This window comes from Thermopolyspora sp. NPDC052614 (genome assembly GCF_040678635.1).
In the GTDB taxonomy this organism is placed as follows: domain Bacteria; phylum Actinomycetota; class Actinomycetes; order Streptosporangiales; family Streptosporangiaceae; genus Thermopolyspora.
Window position 1 is genome coordinate 317,055 of sequence record NZ_JBFATZ010000001.1, and the last position, 15,791, is coordinate 332,845.

Consider the following 15,791-nt stretch of genomic DNA (forward strand, 5'->3'; position numbering starts at 1 on the left):
CGCCTGTGTCCATCGGAAACCAATGGGTGATGCCGACAACCCGGGTTGTCAGCTGAATCGCTGCGGGGCGTGCCGTCGAGTCGCTACGGTGGCTTAGGCCGTTCGGGAGAGGAGGTGACGGCGATGCTGCTGATCTCAATGCCGGAAATTGCCCGGCTGGCGAACGTTGGGCGTCCCTCGGTATCCACCTGGCGCCGCCGTCATAAGGACTTTCCGTCTCCCGCGACGACGACCCCCCAGCCTCTCTTCGTCGCCCGTGAGATCGCCGACTGGTTGGTCTCCAGCGGGCGTGCCGACAGGAGCCGGGTTGAGGCCGAACTCGCGCTTCACACCTTGGCGAGCCTGGGACGGACTCGTCCGGCTCGGGACCTCTTCGCGTCGATCACCGCTCTTCTTTGCCTCCATCACCTGGACGGCATGCCGCTTCGCGAGGATGACCTTGACGAGCGCGCCCGGAGTGCCGACCCCGACGATGAGTTTCTCCTGTCCGAGGTCTCGCACGCGCACGGCCTCGCCTCACTGGCCGACAGCCTCATCGAGGCCGCGTGGGACGTTCGCCAGGCGTTCGAGTGGTTCATGGCCCAGCGGGAACGTTTGGGGGCGGCCGACCTCTACGCCCAGGCCGTCAAGCCCGAGTTGGCCGAGATGATCGCAGGCTTGTCGGGCGCGGCGGAGCACGCCGCGCACGCCATCTCCGTCACCGTCGCCGATCCATCCGCCGGACCGGGCGATCTGCTGGCGGCCGTGGCCGGGCAACTGGGGGAGGAATGCCTACCGAGTTTCCACGCCACCGATCCCGACTCCTATCTGTCGCGCCTGCTGCGACGTCGGCTGATCGTCAGCGGCGTGGAACCCGACGAGATCGCACTCGGCGACGACCTCATCGAGAACGCGGAAATCGTGGTCACCCAGATCCCCTACCGCCCCGGCGAGGAACGCTCGCCGATCGTCGCGCTGGAGGCGGTCGACGATGTCTATGTACGGCTTCCGCTCGACGCGACGGCCGTGATCCTCGGCCCGGCGGACGCGTTGACCGGCCCGCTCAAACCACGGTCCGACGCCGCGAACCTGCGTGACAAACTCCTGGCGAGCGGCGTGGTCGAAGCGATCATCCGGTTGCCGGGCGGGCTCGTGCCGTTCCGGCCCGGCTATGAGACGGCGCTGTGGGTGCTCAGACGCGGCGGCGAACAGTCGAAGCGGGTTCTCGTCGCGGACATCTCCGACCAGACCCTGACCCCCGAGCTCTCGAAAATCCTGATCGAAGATGTGGTGACGTGGCGTCGCCCCGGCTACAACCCCGACGCCCGCTCCCGCGAGCTCGCCTGGCCGGTCCAGGTCGCCGAGTTGACGGGGGACGCCGGCCAGGGCGGTTTCCTCGTGCGGAAGCCGAGGCCGAGCGCTCGGCAGGTGCTGGAGGTGGTGCCCGCTCGCATCGCTCGCGCGCACCACATAGAAGCCGAGTTGTCACAGCTCGCGCTCCGCGACCGGTCCCCGATTCACGGGAACCTCTCGCAACGGCGCACCCGCCCGCGCACCACGGCGACCATCGCCCAGCTGATCGACCTCGGCGGCCTGCGCGTGATCAACGGATCCCGGGGTCTGCCCTCGTCCCCCATGACAGAGCACGGCAGATATCGGGTCGTCGGTGTTCCCGAGCTGACCGGGGAGGACCGAGGGCTGGGCGTCGACTGGACCAGGGTCCTGGGCGGGGACAAAGGTGTCGCCGACCGCCTGCGGCGACGCCGTACCCGGCCGGGCGACGTCATCGTGACCACTTCGCCCCGGCTGGCCGTCCACATCGACCACGAGGGGAACTCGATGGCCGAGTTCCCGGCCCGGGTCCTGCGCATCCACAGGAATGAGCGGCAACTCACCCCGCATGTCCTCGCGGCGCTGCTCAGCCACGCGCCCGCGACCGAACGCTCGGCGGGAGCCGTACGGGCCAGAAAGCTGGAGGACATCGAGATCCCGCTCCTGCCGCCGGAGGAGGTCACTAGTCTTGACGCGCTGCTGCGCGAGATGGACCGGCGGCGGCGTACGGCCCAGGCCGAACTGGACGCGCTAGACGAGCTTGGCCGGATCATCCTGACCGGCCTCGGCGACGGAACGATGATGCTCACCCCCAGGAGTCAGATTGCCACCCCGTAAGAAGAACTCCGGCCAGGGCGAACTCCCCGGCATGCGAACCATGGCCGACCTGCGCGAGACCCTGTGGAAGGCCGCGGACAAACTGCGCGGCTCCATGGACGCCGCGCAGTACAAGGACTTCGTTCTCGGCCTGGTCTTCCTGAAGTACATCTCCGACGCCTTCGACGAGCGCAGGGGGCAGATCCGGGAGGAGATCCTCGCCGACGGCATTCCCGAGACGCAGCTCGACGCCTTCCTCGACGACATCGACGAATACCGTGGCCACGGAGTTTTCTGGGTGCCCGAGGCGGCGCGCTGGTCCTACCTCGCTGCCAACGCCAAGAGCGCCGGCATCGGTCGGCTGCTCGATGGCGCGATGCAGGCCATCATGGACGAGAACCCGCCGCTCAAGGGCGTGCTCGCCAAGATCTTCAACCGGGAGGGCGTCGACCAGCGGCGCCTCGGCGAACTGGTCGACTTGATCAGTGATGCTCGCTTCACCGGCCATGGTGACCGTTCGGCACGGGACGTGCTCGGTGAGGTCTACGAGTACTTCCTGGAGAAGTTCGCCCGAGCCGAGGGCAAGCGTGGCGGCGAGTTCTACACCCCCTCCAGCGTCGTACGGCTCCTGGTCGAGATGCTGGAGCCGTACGAGGGACGCATCTACGACCCCTGCTGCGGCTCAGGCGGCATGTTCGTCCAAGCCGAGAAGTTCGTCGAGGCGCACCGCGGCAAGAACCACCGGACCGACCTCGCCGTCTACGGCCAAGAGGCCAACGAGCGCACCTGGCGCCTGGCCAAGATGAACCTCGCCATCCACGGCATCGGCGCCGACCTCTCCTCGTCCTGGGCCGACACCTTCCACTCCGACCGCCACCCCGATCTCAAGGCCGACTACATCCTGGCCAACCCCCCCTTCAACATGTCCGACTGGCACCGCGTCGCCGACGACCCCCGCTGGCGCTTCGGTACGCCTCCGGCCGGAAACGCCAACTTCGCCTGGATGCAGCACATCATCTCCAAGCTTGGGGAGCGTGGCGTCGCCGGCGTCGTGATGGCGAACGGATCGATGGCGTCCAGGCAATCGGGGGAAGGGGATATCCGGAGAAAACTCGTCGAGCACGACGTTGTGGCATGCATGGTCGCGCTTCCCCCACAGCTCTTCCGAACCACGCAGATTCCGGCTTGTTTGTGGATTTTCGCCAAGGATAAGAGCGGGCGGGAAGGTAAACACGACCGACGCGGTCAGATTCTATTTATCGACGCTCGGAATATGGGCTCAATGGTGGACCGGACCGAGCGGGTGCTCACTGATGAGGACATTGCACTCGTCTCGAATACCTACCACGCCTGGTTGGGTGTAACTTCCGCCCGCGCAGCCGGGAGAATTTATAAGGATGTTCCTGGATTCTGTTACTCCGCCACGAAGGAGAAGGTCAGTGAGCAGGACTACGTGCTCACTCCCGGCCGGTATGTGGGTACCGTTGAAGCCGAGGACGCAGACGGCGAGCCGATCGTCGAGAAAGTTGAGCGCTTGACTGCGGAACTACTCGCTCACTTCGACGAGTCTGCGCGACTAGAAAAGGTTGTTCGTCGGAGCCTGGAGCGCATTGATGTCTGATTGGGAGACTTTCCTTCTGGGGAATGTGACGGTGAACTATGACGCGCGGCGAGTCCCGGTTGCGGGAGCCGATAGAAGACCTGGCCCATATCCTTATTATGGAGCTTCGGGGGTTGTCGATTACGTCGACGGATATCTTTTCGATGGCGACTATCTGCTTATATCGGAAGATGGAGAAAATCTGAGAACCCGGAAAACTCCGATCGCCTTTATGGTCTCAGGAAAATTCTGGGTCAATAACCACGCACATGTAGTTCAGGGGAACGAATATGCGAACACTCGCTACCTGTCCTACGTGTTATCTGGGACCGATATATCGGGCTATATAACGGGATCCACGCAGCCGAAGCTGACCCGGTCGGCACTGGATAGGATCACAATCCGGCTACCGGAGCGGTCGTACCAGGATGCTGTAGTCGAGGTGCTGGGCGCGATTGACGACAAGATCGCCGTAAATGGCCTCGCGATCGCTACCTCGAAGAAATTGCTGCAGGCTAAGTTTGATGGTTTAAGGTGCCTTGACGGGGGGAGAGTGACGGAATTGAGGCACATTATCGAACTGAAGTATGGCAAGGCGCTAAAGGTGGGAGATCGAGTGCATGGGAAAGTTCCCGTCTATGGCGGTAACGGTGTGTCGGGGCTGCATGATTTCGCGCTTGTAGAGGGGCCAGGAATTATTATTGGCAGAAAGGGGGCAAATGCGGGGTCTGTTTCCTGGTCTCAGGAAGGGTTCTGGCCTATCGATACAGCTTTTTATGTGTCGCCACTAACTGAAGTTTATCCGATGGAGTTCCTGTTCTTCCTTCTCGGCTCTGTCGACCTTCGGGGCAGGGTGGGTGATTCTGCAATTCCGGGACTGAACCGGGATGCTGCTCTTTCGCTGAAAGTCGAGCTTCCGAGCGTAGAGGTGGCCTGCGCCTTCACTGAATTCTCGAGGCCGCTCATGGGCCTTCAGCACCAGTTGGCTCGCGAATCAGAAAGTTTGGCCGAACTTCGAGACACCTTGCTGCCGAAGCTCATATCGGGACAGGTCCGCGTCAGGGATGCAGAGAAGCTGGCGGAGGAGGCAACATGAGTGACTCTGACGGAGGTTTTGTTCTCTACCGCACCGAGGACGGGCGCTCCCATATCCAGTTCCGCGCAGTCGGCGGGACGGTATGGCTGTCGCAGGCTCAGATGGCCGAGCTGTTCGACACGGGTGTGCCGAACATCAACAAGCACATCGCGTCGATCCTTGACGACGGGGAGCTCACCAACGCAACTATTTCCCAACAGGAAATAGTTCGAATGGAGGGTTCACGGCGGGTTCGCCGTGAGGTGCAGGTCTACAACCTCGACATGATCCTCGCAGTCGGGTACCGGGTTCGTTCACCGCGCGGTATCCAGTTCCGGACCTGGGCGACGACCGTGCTCCGGGACTACCTCGTCAAGGGATTCGCCCTTAACGATGAGCGGCTCAAGGACCCCGGCGGCTTCGACTACTTCGACGAGCTGCTGGAGCGGATCCGGGAGATCCGTGCCTCGGAGAAGCGGTTCTACCAGAAGATCCGGGATCTGTTCGCTGCTACGAGCGTCGACTACGAGGGCACCTCCGAGACGGCCCGGACCTTTTTCGCGACCGTCCAGAACAAGCTGATCTACGCGGTGACCGGCTGCACGGCGGCCGAGATGATCGTCAAGCGGGCGGACGCGGCGAAGCCCAACATGGGGCTGACCTCGTGGAAGGGGTCACGGGTCAGGAAGGACGACGTGGTGGTGTCCAAGAACTACCTGGATTCCGAGGAGATTGCCACGTTGAACATGCTGACCACCCAGTTTCTGGACTTCGCCGAGCTGCGGACCAGGAGGCGGCAGCAGATCTCGATGGCCGATTGGGTGATCGCGACTGACCGGTTCATTGAGATGAACGACATGCCGGTGCTCGCCGGGGCCGGTTCCGTCTCCGCCGATGCGGCCAGGGCGATCGCGCACGAGCGATTCCTCGATTTCGACGCGCAGCGCCGTGAACTGGAGGCCGCGCGCGCTGAGACCGAAGCCCTGCGCGAGGAGCGGGACCTGTTCGCACAGGTATACCCGGATGCGATCGACGAGCTTGAGCGGCTTGACGATGACAGAGACGAAGGACGTCATGAAGGATCTGTCTGAGGCTCAGTGGGAAGCGCTCGCCCTGGACATCCTGGGCGAGCTGGGATGGCGTCCGGTCTCAGGAATCTCGCTCAACCCGGGGTCGGGGGAACGGGCGTCGTGGTCGGAGCTGATCCTCCGGGGTCGGCTCCGTGAGGCGATCGTGAAGCTCAACCCGGAGCTGCCGCCATCGGTGGTGGAGGACGCGCTCCAGCGAGTCGTGTCCCCGGCCTCACAGCATGGCATCGCCGAGAACAAGCGGATCCACGACTACATGGTCGGGCGGGACAGCGGCCTTCGGATCACCTACACCGATGGGCAAGGGATCGAGCGCACTCCGACGATCCGGCTGATCGACCTGCGGGAGCCGTACGACAACGACTTTGTCGTGGCGAACCAGGTGACGGTCCGACAGGGCGAGCACCATCGCCGATTCGACATCGTGCTGTTCTGCAACGGGCTGCCGGTCGCGGTCGTCGAGCTGAAGAAGGCCGGGGCCGAAGGGGCGGATCTGCGCGGGGCGCACGCGCAGCTCATGCGGTATGTCGCGGAGTTCCCGCTGGCGTTCAGCGCCACCGTGGCCGGCGTGGTCAGCGATGGGATCACGGCGGCGTACGGCACACCGTTCACGCCGTTCGAGCATTTCACACGGTGGAACGTCGACGATAAGGGCGAGAAGGTCACCGATCGACTGGACGCGGACGAGAATCTCCCGCTCAACCTTCTTCTGCACGGGCTGTTCGATCAGGAGCGGTTCGTCAAGCTCGTCGACGGCTATGTCACCTTCGCCCATGGCAAGAGCGGCTTGATCAAGCGGATTGCCAAGCCCCATCAGTATTTCGTGGTGGAGGAGGCGGTGGTTCGAACCGTCGAGGCGGTGCGGACCAACGGCCTGGGCGGGGTGGTCTGGCACACCCAGGGCTCCGGGAAGTCCATGGAGATGGAGCTGTACGCCAACCAGGTGATGCGGCACCCGGCCCTCGGCAATCCGACGATTCTCGTGCTCACCGACCGGACCGACCTGGACGACCAGCTCTGGGGCACGTTCGCCGCGAGCGAGTTGCTTCCTGAGAAGGCGGTGCAGGCGTCCACCCGCGAGGAGCTCCGGGCCGAACTCACGGGGCGGACCTACGGCGGGATCATCTTCTCCACGTTGCAGAAGTTCGGAAAGACCAAGGCGGAGAAGGAGGCGGGTGCCAAGCATCCGCTGCTCTCGGACCGTAACAACATCGTCGTGATCGTCGATGAGGCTCATCGGAGCCACTACGACGACCTGGACGGATACGCCCGGCACCTGCGGGACGCCCTGCCGCACGCCACGATGATCGCGTTCACCGGCACGCCGATCTCGAAAGAGGACCGCAACACCCGGCAGGTCTTCGGCGACTACATTCGCCCGATCTACGACCTCACCCGGGCGGTGGACGACGGCACCACGGTCCCGGTGTACTACGAGAGCAGGCTCATTCCGGTGACCTTGCCGGCGGACGTCGACCCCGACGAGATCGACGAACGTGCCGACGAGGCCATGGCCGGCATGGACGACTCGGAGAAGGAGCGTATCCGGCGGAACGTCCAGGTCATCAATGCCGTGTACGGCGCTGATGACCGGGTGCGGACCCTGGCTGAGGATATCGTCGCGCACTGGGACGAGCGCGCGACGCAGATGGAGAAGTTCATCGGGGTACGCGGTAAGGCGATGATCGTCTGTGCCACGCGGGAGATCTGCGCCGATGTCTACGACCGAATTATCAGCTTAAAGCGTGACTGGCACACGGATGATGACGCCACCGGGAAGATCAAGGCGGTCTACACCGGAAGCAGCAAGGACACCGCGAAGGTCGCCAAGCACGTCCGGCGCAAGTCGCAGGTGAGCGCCATCCAGGCCCGGATGAAGAACCCGGACGACGGACTGGAGATCGTGATCGTCCAGTCGATGTGGCTGACCGGCTTCGACGCCCCGCCGCTGCACACGCTGTATGTCGACCGTCCGATGAAGGACGCCCAGCTCATGCAGACCCTCGCCCGCGTCAACCGTAGATTCCGCGGCAAGCAGGACGGCCTGCTCGTCGGGTACGCCCCGCTCAGCGACAACCTCATGAGGGCGATCGCGGAGTACACCGACGAAGATCGGCAGCGCCAACCGCTGGGGCGTGACATCGATCGCGCGGTGGACGAGGTGAAGAACCAGCACGCCGTCATCGAGGGCATTCTGCACGGCTACCCGTGGCGCAGGCGACTGGCCGCCAGATCACCTAAGGCGTTCATCCACGCCGTGACCGGAGCCGTCGAGTTTCTGCGCAATCCCGCCAACACCCCGCCGGACGCGGAACACCCGCTGGGTGCACGGTTCACCAGGGCCGCGACCAAGTTGGAACGGCTCTGGGCGCTCTGCTCCCGTTCCACGGACCTGAGCGACTTCCGCGACGATATCGCGTTCTTCGTGGCGGTCCGAGTCTGGATGGCCAAGTTCGACGCCGAGGAGCGCCGGGCCCGCGGTCTGCCCATCCCCGCTGACGTCGAGCTCTACCTGCGCCAGTTGACCGCGAGCGCGATCGAGGCCGACGGGGTCACCGACATCTATGCCGCGGCTGGCATCGACAGGCCGAACCTCTCAACCCTCAATGACGACTTCATCCGGCGCATGCGTCAGGCGCGCAATCCTCACTTGGCCATCGAGGCGCTACGCCGGCTCATCGAGGGCAAGATGCGAGAGGTCACCCGAAACAACATCGTCCGGCAGCAGAGCTTCAGTGACAAGCTGATGGAACTCATGCGCAAGTACACCAACCAGAACCTCACCGCCGCGCAGATCATCGAAGAGCTTGTACGGCTTGCCCGGGATGTCGCGACCGACGCCGACCGAGGCAAGAACTTCAATCCAGAGCTCAACCCGGACGAGTTGGCGTTCTACGACGCGGTTGCCGCCAATGAGTCGGCCGTGTCGGTGATGGGTGAAGGAAAACTGGCGGACATCGCACGCGACCTGGTCAGGATCGTGAAGAAGGACGTGAAGACCGACTGGGTGTACCGCGATGACGTGCGAGCCAAGGTCCGTTCGACCATCAAGCGGCTCCTGGCCAGGCACGGCTACCCGCCGGACGCGCAGCAGGAGGCGATCGCGCTCGTCATCAGCCAAATGGAGACAATCGCTGCAGAGCACACGAAGTAGCGCTCGTCTCGCTCCGGTTACCCGACGATGCGCGCGCTGCTGAATCACCACTCGCAGCGGTTCGGCGCGCATATACGCCTGAATGGTAATGGTTTCGGACGGTATAAATAGGGCATTTCTATCAGTCGAGATCGGTCCTCGTTGACTGACCGATGTGAGTCTCCTCCATGCCGCATCTGAACTGAACAAATTTCTACGGCATTCGACGCTATGGTGTTGAGTGGCGTTAGTCAGACGTGGAGAGCTGCCTCACAGCCCCCTACCATTCGGCGAGCCATACGAGGAGACCGGTGTGGCCGATCCCAGTCGGGCGGACCTGCAAGCGGCGGTGGAGCGGATTCAGCGGTTGTCGGACGAGCACTGGTGGGCGCTCGACGCCACCTGCGGGCTGATGCGGAACCGGGCGTGGCTGGGCCCCAGCGGCGATCGGTTCGGGGCCGACGTGCACGCCCATCAGCGGACATTGCGTGAATGCCTGGCCAACGCCGTGGAAAGCGCCCGCGCCCGCCTGGCCGCGCTGCCGGAGAGGCCATGAGCGGCGGCTCCGATTTCACCGGCGTGAAACTGCCCGAGTTCGACGTGATGGCGGCTAAGCACACGCAGGCCGCCGACCGCCTGGAGGAGCTCGCCCGAGCCCTGCACCGCGAACTCCAAGGCGCGGGTCTCGACACCACCCCCGCCGCCCGCATCCGCGAACTCGCCGCCCAGGTCGGCCGCCAGGCAGAGGATCTGCGCCGCCGCCAGGTACTCATCCAGGAGATGCAGCGCGAAAAGGTCGCCTTCGGCCTCTCCCTACCCGAAGGCTCCTACCTACACCTCCCCGACAAATTGGAGACCGCCCGCGCCCTCCTCGACGGCAGCGTGGCCGCCAACGCCGCCCGCCAGGCCGCCCAAGGCGACGCCAAGGCCCTGGAACGCTTGAAAAAGTACGCCGACCGCCTCAACGACGCCGAATTCACCAAGGTCTTCATCGAAAAACTCGGCGCCCACGGCCTGACCGGCCTCCCGGCAGCCCTGGCCAAGTCTCTGCACGAGGCCAGAAGGGAAAAGGACGCCGAGCGCCTGAACCACCTCTCCGAGCAGGGCAAGCAGGTATTGGCCATGCTCAGCGAGGCCCTCGCCCAGGCCACCGACCCCAAACACCCCGCCTACGCGGGCGACGCCTTTCTCGACGCCCTGCAGAAGGAAGGCCGCGCCGAACACCTCCTCGGCGACATCCGCTACTCCGGCTACCAGTCCCAGGCCCTGATCTGGGCCGCCCACGACGGCAAGCCCCCCTTCTCCGCCAAGTTCATGCAGACCGTCGGCCAGGACGCCATCGCCTACGAGGCGGAGTTGTACGCGGACCGCTGGGCCGCAAGCAAGTCTTATGGCTTCTCGCACCTGAGCCTGCCCAACATCGCTGGCGTGCTCGACCTCGGCACATATCTCAAACCAGGCCCAGGCGTGGCAACGGCCGAAGGCACGAAGATCAAGCCATCGGTCGTAGAAGATCTACTGCACGCCGCAGGTTTCAACAAGGAGGCTTCTCAGGCCCTCCTCGCCCACACCCCGCCCGGCTGGAAAGTCTCGATCCTGGCGCATCTTGTCACCACACGCCTCGACGTCTTCAAGTACACCCACCAACAGTCGCTACTCAACTCAATACTGATCAACACCACGACCGGCCAGGATCCGAACTCCAAGAAATTGGCCGCCGATATGATCAACGCACTCTCGGTGGAGGCGGAGAAACACTTCCGAACGGGCGACGATGGCAATTTAGAGATTGCTAACGGAGCGGCACTAGACCGGATGGACCATTTGCAATACCCGCTTGGACGTGCTCTTGCCGCGAATATTGATCAAGTATTTCGACTCCTGGTAAATCGTGCGACATTCCATGGTGTCGACGCGGAGCGGATGTCCTGGGCGATTGCCCTTGCCGTCCGCGATGACAAGGCATTCGAGGCTCTTATGCGTGCGCAGACGGAGCATATGCGCCATGCCCTCGCCGGGGCCCCACCGGTTGGACTGAACAAGTCCGATCTTGCGGAGTTCGGTTACAGCATTGATGACCTCAAACAATATGACGGCGATCAAGATGGAGTGTTGAGCAAGAGCGATGTCAAGGATGCACTGGTTAACCTGATCGTGGCGGAAGCGCGCCCATTCGGCCATATCGTGGAGATCAGACGGCAGGCGTTGATAGCGCAGGGTCTAGAGGACAAAAAGGCGGATGAGGCACTGAGAACCATGGTGCGCGACGCCATTGGTTTGTTCCCCGTGCCAGGAGCTAAACAGGTCAGTGAACTTGCGACCGGAGCATTTGGCTCACTGCTTACCAAGGAATATGAGAAGATCACAAACATGGGCTACGATGAAATAGCTCGGCGGGTTGCAAGTACAATCTCAGAAAGTGGGCGCAGCCTAGGGGAAACGCATTCTGTGCTTGCGGGTAACCGCCTAGCCGTGAGCAAGCTTTCCGAACAGCTCATCGCCACGGCCATGCTGAGCAAGGGAGTATTCGACGGCGTGCCTTTGCGAGGGCAATCCTTCGCGGTCGAAGGAAAAGATGCCATAATACCGTTTGAGAAAATGACCCCAGCCCAGTATGCAGACTTCCTTGAATGGGCCGGTGAGAAAGGGGGTGCGTATGACTTGCGTGATCGTTTCGATACGACCTTCCGCAAAACGAACGAGGTTGACGACTATCTCAACTTGCGCACCTCGTCTAATACGGAGGCAGATCGTTGACCTCTTATCGATTTGGTGCTTCGCTTGCCTCGCTTCTTCTCGTTGTCGCTGCGTGCAGCAATGAACCGGCAGACGCGCCGACTCCGACCGCGATTCCGGCGATAGTCGACGCGCCGCCATATGTGTGCAAGTTCGTCCCTGAACATGCTCTGCGGCTGATAAGTGGCTCTACGCAGCCGCTATCGGAAGTCTCGGACGGAACATCAGATGACGGCGATTGCGATGCGCATAATAATTCCTCCGGCCTGCTGGACGTGGCTTGGTCGAGCGTGCATGGCGACTGGACGGATAAGGATATAGATAATCTTGTCAGTGATCGAATTGAGACGCTGACTCGACATGATGGGACTGCGGTTCCGGAGTCGCTGGGTAAAGGCATGGCCGCCTATATTCCCGGAGATGAGGAGCCGTATCAAGTAGTCTCTAAATTTACCTGTGGTGGTAAAGTGAGGCTGCTCATCATGAGATTCCGGGAGTTTGTCAGCGGCAGGAACTCGATCAATGATATGATCGAGTTGATGAGGATTGGGCAGAAGCGTTACGCGGAACTATATAAATGTGATCTCGGGAAATAGTTAGCGGCTGCTCTCTCGGATTTCAAGAAGGAAGGCGTTCCATTCGGTCGGGGTGAAATATAGGTGAAGGCCGGTCGGATCTTTGCTGTCGCGTAGCGCAACAAACCGATTCAAACTTGCTGCTTCGGTGTATTTTTCGTTATCGACACTCCGGCTGGACCTTCGCCATATGGCCGCTGCTTCCACGCATTCATTATGCCCGCCGCTGTAACTGGATTTGCGCCATATCGGTTTCATTGGGTCCATCGTTTCATGGCCTCCCTGATCAGCTCGCTCGACGCACTCTGCGGTAGAGCCTCTGAGCGCAGTGCATCGAAGAGATAGCTCGCCTCCGCAACCTCGTCGGAACTGTCAACGACCTGCCCTCCGCCAGCATGGTCAAAGTACACCACATCCGACGAGCGCTGAAAGGACAGGAGCACGATCGGGCCGTTCGACCCTGGATGGGCGCCAACAGAGGCAGGAATAACCTGAAGCGTGACCCTCGGATGGCGCAGAGCATCGAGGAGGCTCTGGAGCTGATCACACATTATGCGTTCGTCTCCGACGCGTCGGTGAAGAACCACCTCGTCAAATACGGCGAATAGCCTGACGTGGCTGGTCCCCTGCATGATCTTCTTGCGCTCCATGCGCTCTGCGACACGTGCTTCGATCTGCTCGTCCTCGTCGCCAGGACATGCCGCGCGCATGAGAGCCCGAGCGTAAGCCTCTGTTTGCAGTAGTCCAGGCACGTTGATGGGTTGGAAGTTGCGTATGCACGTCGCCTCACGTTCAAGTTCCAAGAACGAGCGAACCGGCGGACGGTGAGCTCCGCGGCGGACCATCACCCAGGTGCTGGCGAGATGGCCGCCGGTTTTGAGGGCTTCGTCGCAGCGGTCGGCGAAGTCCTTCTTTGGGTTGCGTTTGGCGTTCTCGACCGCGCTGACCTGGGCGCCCGAGTAGTTGATGAGTTCGCCGAGTTGCTCCTGGGTCAGGCCCGCCTCTTCGCGGATGCGCCGGAGCTCATACCCGAAGAAGGCCAGGGGGCTTGCGCTCGGGTCGGGTCTGGGCAACACGTCCATGGCTCGGCTCTCCTCATCTCAACACGCGCTTGACCGAGCTCAACCGGTCCGTCGCCGCCCCCGAGACGGCGACGGATCCCGACTGCAGTCATCATTCAATCACGTACAGTGATGCTCTCGGGCAGGGTTGGTGGCCGAATCTAAAAATCGAGCCAAAAAGAGGTGTCAGACGTGAGCCACCGCCGCCGGGAGCAGACCCCGACCGTCACGACCCGCCGCGTCCCGGACGGCGGGATGGCGAGCGCCACCGTGCTCGGGGCGCTGGAGTTCCCGGGCGTGACGGCCGCGGTGGGGGATGCCCGCCGAATGGTGCGCCGCCTGCTCGCCCCGATCGCCGATCCCGCCGTCCTGCACGACATCGTCCTGCTCACCAGCGAACTCGCCGCCAACGCGATCCGCCACACGTCGAGCGCCGACGGGGTCTTCACCGTCGCGGTGCTCGACGTCGGCGACGCCTACCGTGTCGAGGTCATCGACGCGGGCGGTTCCGCCGACGTCCCGAGAGTGCTGTACGTGTCCGACGCCACCTACGGGCGCGGCATGTTCCTGGTGGAGTGCCTGGCCCGGGACTGGGGAACCTGGGCCGACGACGCGGGCCGTACCACCTGGTTCGAAATCGTTAAGACGCCCGACCAGGCACGGAATTCGTAGATCAGTTCACCGGGCCGAGCGGGGCCTCGTCGCTGTCGACCAGCTCGCACGGGGCCACCGGTCCATTGGAGATGCCGGCCCAGATGCCCGCGACCGTGCCCGCCTCGCCCTCGCCGACGCTGAGCTCCAGCACAGCCGTCTGCCCCGGTTTGATCGCGCCTGGGTCGATCTGGTGTGTGGAGTCTCGGGTCGCCCTAGCCCTGGAGGTTCCCACAATCTCTGATTCCGGAGAGCCCCGCACGGGGGAGGCGGCGGTCCCGCGAAGTCAATGCCGTGGCGCCGCCGGTGGGCTGGTCCAGGCTGCGAGAAGGTCTTCTGGCGTCCAGATCGCGTCCAGTGGCAGCGCCGGTTCGACTCCTGCCCTTGATACCGCGACCTTGGGCGTTGTGGGGGTGGTGCCGGGGACGAAGGTGGCGTCGCGGGCGAGTGCGTCGTAGTCGTGGCGATCGAAGGGCTGGGAATCCAGCCATTTGATCGACCCGACGAAGTGGATTTGTCCGGCTACCGGTTCCCTGTCTGCGCCGACGAGGTCGATCTCGGGGTTGTTCCGGCGGTTCCACCAGCCGCCGATGGCCTCGGTCTCGGGCCAGGCGTCGTCCGGCAGGAGGCGGGCCAGGGATTCACGAATGATCGGCTCCACGGCGCGGCCACGCCAGGCGGTCCAGGAGCGCTCGATGCGGCGCAACGCCATATCCGGGCGACCGCGTTCGCTTTCGGCTACGGCCCGCTGCAGGAACGCCAGCCAGAAGCGCAGGTAGGGATCGGCCACCCGATACCGCTTGTTCCTGGTGTCGGGTTGCGTCGACAGCGGCAGGTCCACGCTCACGACCCGTTTGGCGATCAGGTTGTTGACGATGGGGGCGAGCGTGCCGGAGGGCAGCGGTCCTGTGACGCCGGCCCGTTTGGCGATGGCGGCGAAGGTGCGCTCGCCCGTACCGATCGCCTCCAGTACGGCACGCGCCAGGGTGGCCGCCGGGAACTCGCCCAGCATCGACAGCTCGCCGGAGGCGAGCAGGGGAGACAAGGGGTTGGCCAGGCTCGCCCGCAGGAAGTCGGCCCGGGTCATCCCGGGGGTCCACGAGCGGACCACCTCGGGGAATCCGCCGGTGATGAGAAGGGCGTCGACGGCGTCGGTGGCGCTCAGCCCCGTCATTTCCGCGACGTCGCCGAGGTGCAGCGGGCGTACGGTCATCCGGGCCGCCCGACCGAAGAACGGCCGGCCGTACTCCTGCAGCGACTCCATCACCGACAGGTCGCTGCCGACCAGGATCAACAGGATCGGCCGAGAGGACAGGTGCCGATCCCAGGCGGTCTGAAGCGCCCCTTCGAACTCGCGATCCTGCTCCACCAGCCAGGGGACCTCGTCCAGGACGACGACGCATGGACTCTGCTCGCTCGCGGCCACGGCGACGGAACGAAGCGCGTGGTTCCAGTCCGCGGGTTCGAGCCCTTCGACGAGCTGCCTCCCCGGCAGCGCCGAGCACGCGATGGCCTGGGCGAGGTCCCGCCGCTCCGCCGCCGGGCTACGCCCTTTGGTCGCCTGGAACACCACGTACGGCAGACCTGACCGATCGCAGAACTCCTGGACGAGCCGCGACTTCCCCACGCGCCGACGCCCCGTGATGATGAGGGCCCGACCGCGTGTGCCGCCTCTGCCTTCGACAACCACACGAAGCTGCTCCTCCAGCACGCGAAGATCTTCGGATCGGCCGACGAACTCCATG

Annotated in this window: 13 protein-coding genes; 9 read left to right on the forward strand and 4 right to left on the reverse strand. The window is 63.5% G+C overall.

From position 1 onward, the window contains the following. Window positions 1-417 precede the first annotated feature (417 nt). The 8 genes from AB0K60_RS01315 (at window position 418) to AB0K60_RS01350 (ending at window position 12,355) form a co-directional block, all read left to right on the forward strand. Window positions 418-2,148: a hypothetical protein gene (locus tag AB0K60_RS01315; protein ID WP_364047257.1), complete on the forward strand. Its 1,731-nt coding sequence runs from the start codon at window positions 418-420 to the stop codon at window positions 2,146-2,148. A 40-nt stretch (window positions 2,149-2,188) separates the two neighbouring features. Then, a complete protein-coding gene (locus tag AB0K60_RS01320) occupies window positions 2,189-3,748 on the forward strand; it encodes a class I SAM-dependent DNA methyltransferase (protein ID WP_364047260.1) in 1,560 nt (519 codons plus the stop codon). Further along, window positions 3,741-4,823 (forward strand): restriction endonuclease subunit S, encoded by a 1,083-nt coding sequence (locus tag AB0K60_RS01325; protein ID WP_364047263.1) that lies wholly within the window; start codon window positions 3,741-3,743, stop codon window positions 4,821-4,823. Before AB0K60_RS01320 ends, AB0K60_RS01325 begins: the two co-directional genes overlap by 8 nt. Next, window positions 4,820-5,893, forward strand: a complete 1,074-nt coding sequence (locus AB0K60_RS01330; RefSeq protein ID WP_364047266.1) for a virulence RhuM family protein — start codon at window positions 4,820-4,822, stop codon at window positions 5,891-5,893. The genes AB0K60_RS01325 and AB0K60_RS01330 overlap by 4 nt, the downstream gene beginning before the upstream one ends. Next, the gene (locus tag AB0K60_RS01335) at window positions 5,877-9,044 is read left to right on the forward strand and encodes a type I restriction endonuclease subunit R (RefSeq protein ID WP_364048131.1); all 3,168 of its coding nucleotides are present in this window, start codon (window positions 5,877-5,879) and stop codon (window positions 9,042-9,044) included. Before AB0K60_RS01330 ends, AB0K60_RS01335 begins: the two co-directional genes overlap by 17 nt. Before the next feature lie 292 nt (window positions 9,045-9,336). Next, the gene (locus AB0K60_RS01340; protein WP_364047269.1) at window positions 9,337-9,579 is read left to right on the forward strand and encodes a hypothetical protein; all 243 of its coding nucleotides are present in this window, start codon (window positions 9,337-9,339) and stop codon (window positions 9,577-9,579) included. Continuing rightward, window positions 9,576-11,780 (forward strand): hypothetical protein, encoded by a 2,205-nt coding sequence (locus AB0K60_RS01345; RefSeq protein ID WP_364047272.1) that lies wholly within the window; start codon window positions 9,576-9,578, stop codon window positions 11,778-11,780. The genes AB0K60_RS01340 and AB0K60_RS01345 overlap by 4 nt, the downstream gene beginning before the upstream one ends. Further along, window positions 11,777-12,355: a hypothetical protein gene (locus AB0K60_RS01350; protein ID WP_364047275.1), complete on the forward strand. Its 579-nt coding sequence runs from the start codon at window positions 11,777-11,779 to the stop codon at window positions 12,353-12,355. The genes AB0K60_RS01345 and AB0K60_RS01350 overlap by 4 nt, the downstream gene beginning before the upstream one ends. Here AB0K60_RS01350 and AB0K60_RS01355 read toward each other — a convergent pair whose 3' ends face one another. Together AB0K60_RS01355 and AB0K60_RS01360 are read right to left on the reverse strand one after the other, a co-directional pair. Beyond that, on the reverse strand, window positions 12,356-12,601 hold the full coding sequence (locus AB0K60_RS01355; protein ID WP_364047278.1) for a DUF397 domain-containing protein: 246 nt from the start codon (window positions 12,599-12,601) through the stop codon (window positions 12,356-12,358). It lies immediately after the preceding gene. Then, on the reverse strand, window positions 12,589-13,416 hold the full coding sequence (locus tag AB0K60_RS01360) for a helix-turn-helix transcriptional regulator (RefSeq protein ID WP_364047281.1): 828 nt from the start codon (window positions 13,414-13,416) through the stop codon (window positions 12,589-12,591). The genes AB0K60_RS01355 and AB0K60_RS01360 overlap by 13 nt, the downstream gene beginning before the upstream one ends. Window positions 13,417-13,587: 171 nt before the next feature. Between AB0K60_RS01360 and AB0K60_RS01365 the strand changes: the two genes are divergently transcribed. Next, window positions 13,588-14,067 carry an ATP-binding protein gene (locus AB0K60_RS01365; RefSeq protein WP_364047284.1) on the forward strand — a complete coding sequence of 160 codons (480 nt, stop codon included), beginning with the start codon at window positions 13,588-13,590 and terminating at the stop codon, window positions 14,065-14,067. A gap of 1 nt (window position 14,068) precedes the next feature. Here AB0K60_RS01365 and AB0K60_RS01370 read toward each other — a convergent pair whose 3' ends face one another. Together AB0K60_RS01370 and AB0K60_RS01375 are read right to left on the reverse strand one after the other, a co-directional pair. Beyond that, window positions 14,069-14,200 (reverse strand): hypothetical protein, encoded by a 132-nt coding sequence (locus tag AB0K60_RS01370; protein WP_364047287.1) that lies wholly within the window; start codon window positions 14,198-14,200, stop codon window positions 14,069-14,071. Window positions 14,201-14,332: 132 nt separating this feature from the next. Continuing rightward, complete coding sequence (locus AB0K60_RS01375; RefSeq protein WP_364047290.1) at window positions 14,333-15,790, reverse strand: ATP-binding protein; 1,458 nt, start codon at window positions 15,788-15,790, stop codon at window positions 14,333-14,335. Window position 15,791: the final 1 nt, after the last annotated feature.

Excerpts from the sequence above, each read along its gene's own strand:
- AB0K60_RS01355 (WP_364047278.1), bottom strand. The coding sequence starts at position 12,601 with ATGGACCCAATGAAACCGATATGGCGCAAATCCAGTTACAGCGGCGGG.
- AB0K60_RS01375 (WP_364047290.1), bottom strand. The coding sequence starts at position 15,790 with ATGGAGTTCGTCGGCCGATCCGAAGATCTTCGCGTGCTGGAGGAGCAG.
- AB0K60_RS01315 (WP_364047257.1), top strand. The coding sequence starts at position 418 with ATGCCGCTTCGCGAGGATGACCTTGACGAGCGCGCCCGGAGTGCCGAC.
- AB0K60_RS01325 (WP_364047263.1), top strand. The coding sequence starts at position 3,741 with ATGTCTGATTGGGAGACTTTCCTTCTGGGGAATGTGACGGTGAACTAT.
- AB0K60_RS01330 (WP_364047266.1), top strand. The coding sequence starts at position 4,820 with ATGAGTGACTCTGACGGAGGTTTTGTTCTCTACCGCACCGAGGACGGG.
- AB0K60_RS01335 (WP_364048131.1), top strand. The coding sequence starts at position 5,877 with ATGAAGGATCTGTCTGAGGCTCAGTGGGAAGCGCTCGCCCTGGACATC.
- AB0K60_RS01360 (WP_364047281.1), bottom strand. The coding sequence starts at position 13,416 with ATGGACGTGTTGCCCAGACCCGACCCGAGCGCAAGCCCCCTGGCCTTC.
- AB0K60_RS01320 (WP_364047260.1), top strand. The coding sequence starts at position 2,189 with ATGGCCGACCTGCGCGAGACCCTGTGGAAGGCCGCGGACAAACTGCGC.
- AB0K60_RS01345 (WP_364047272.1), top strand. The coding sequence starts at position 9,576 with ATGAGCGGCGGCTCCGATTTCACCGGCGTGAAACTGCCCGAGTTCGAC.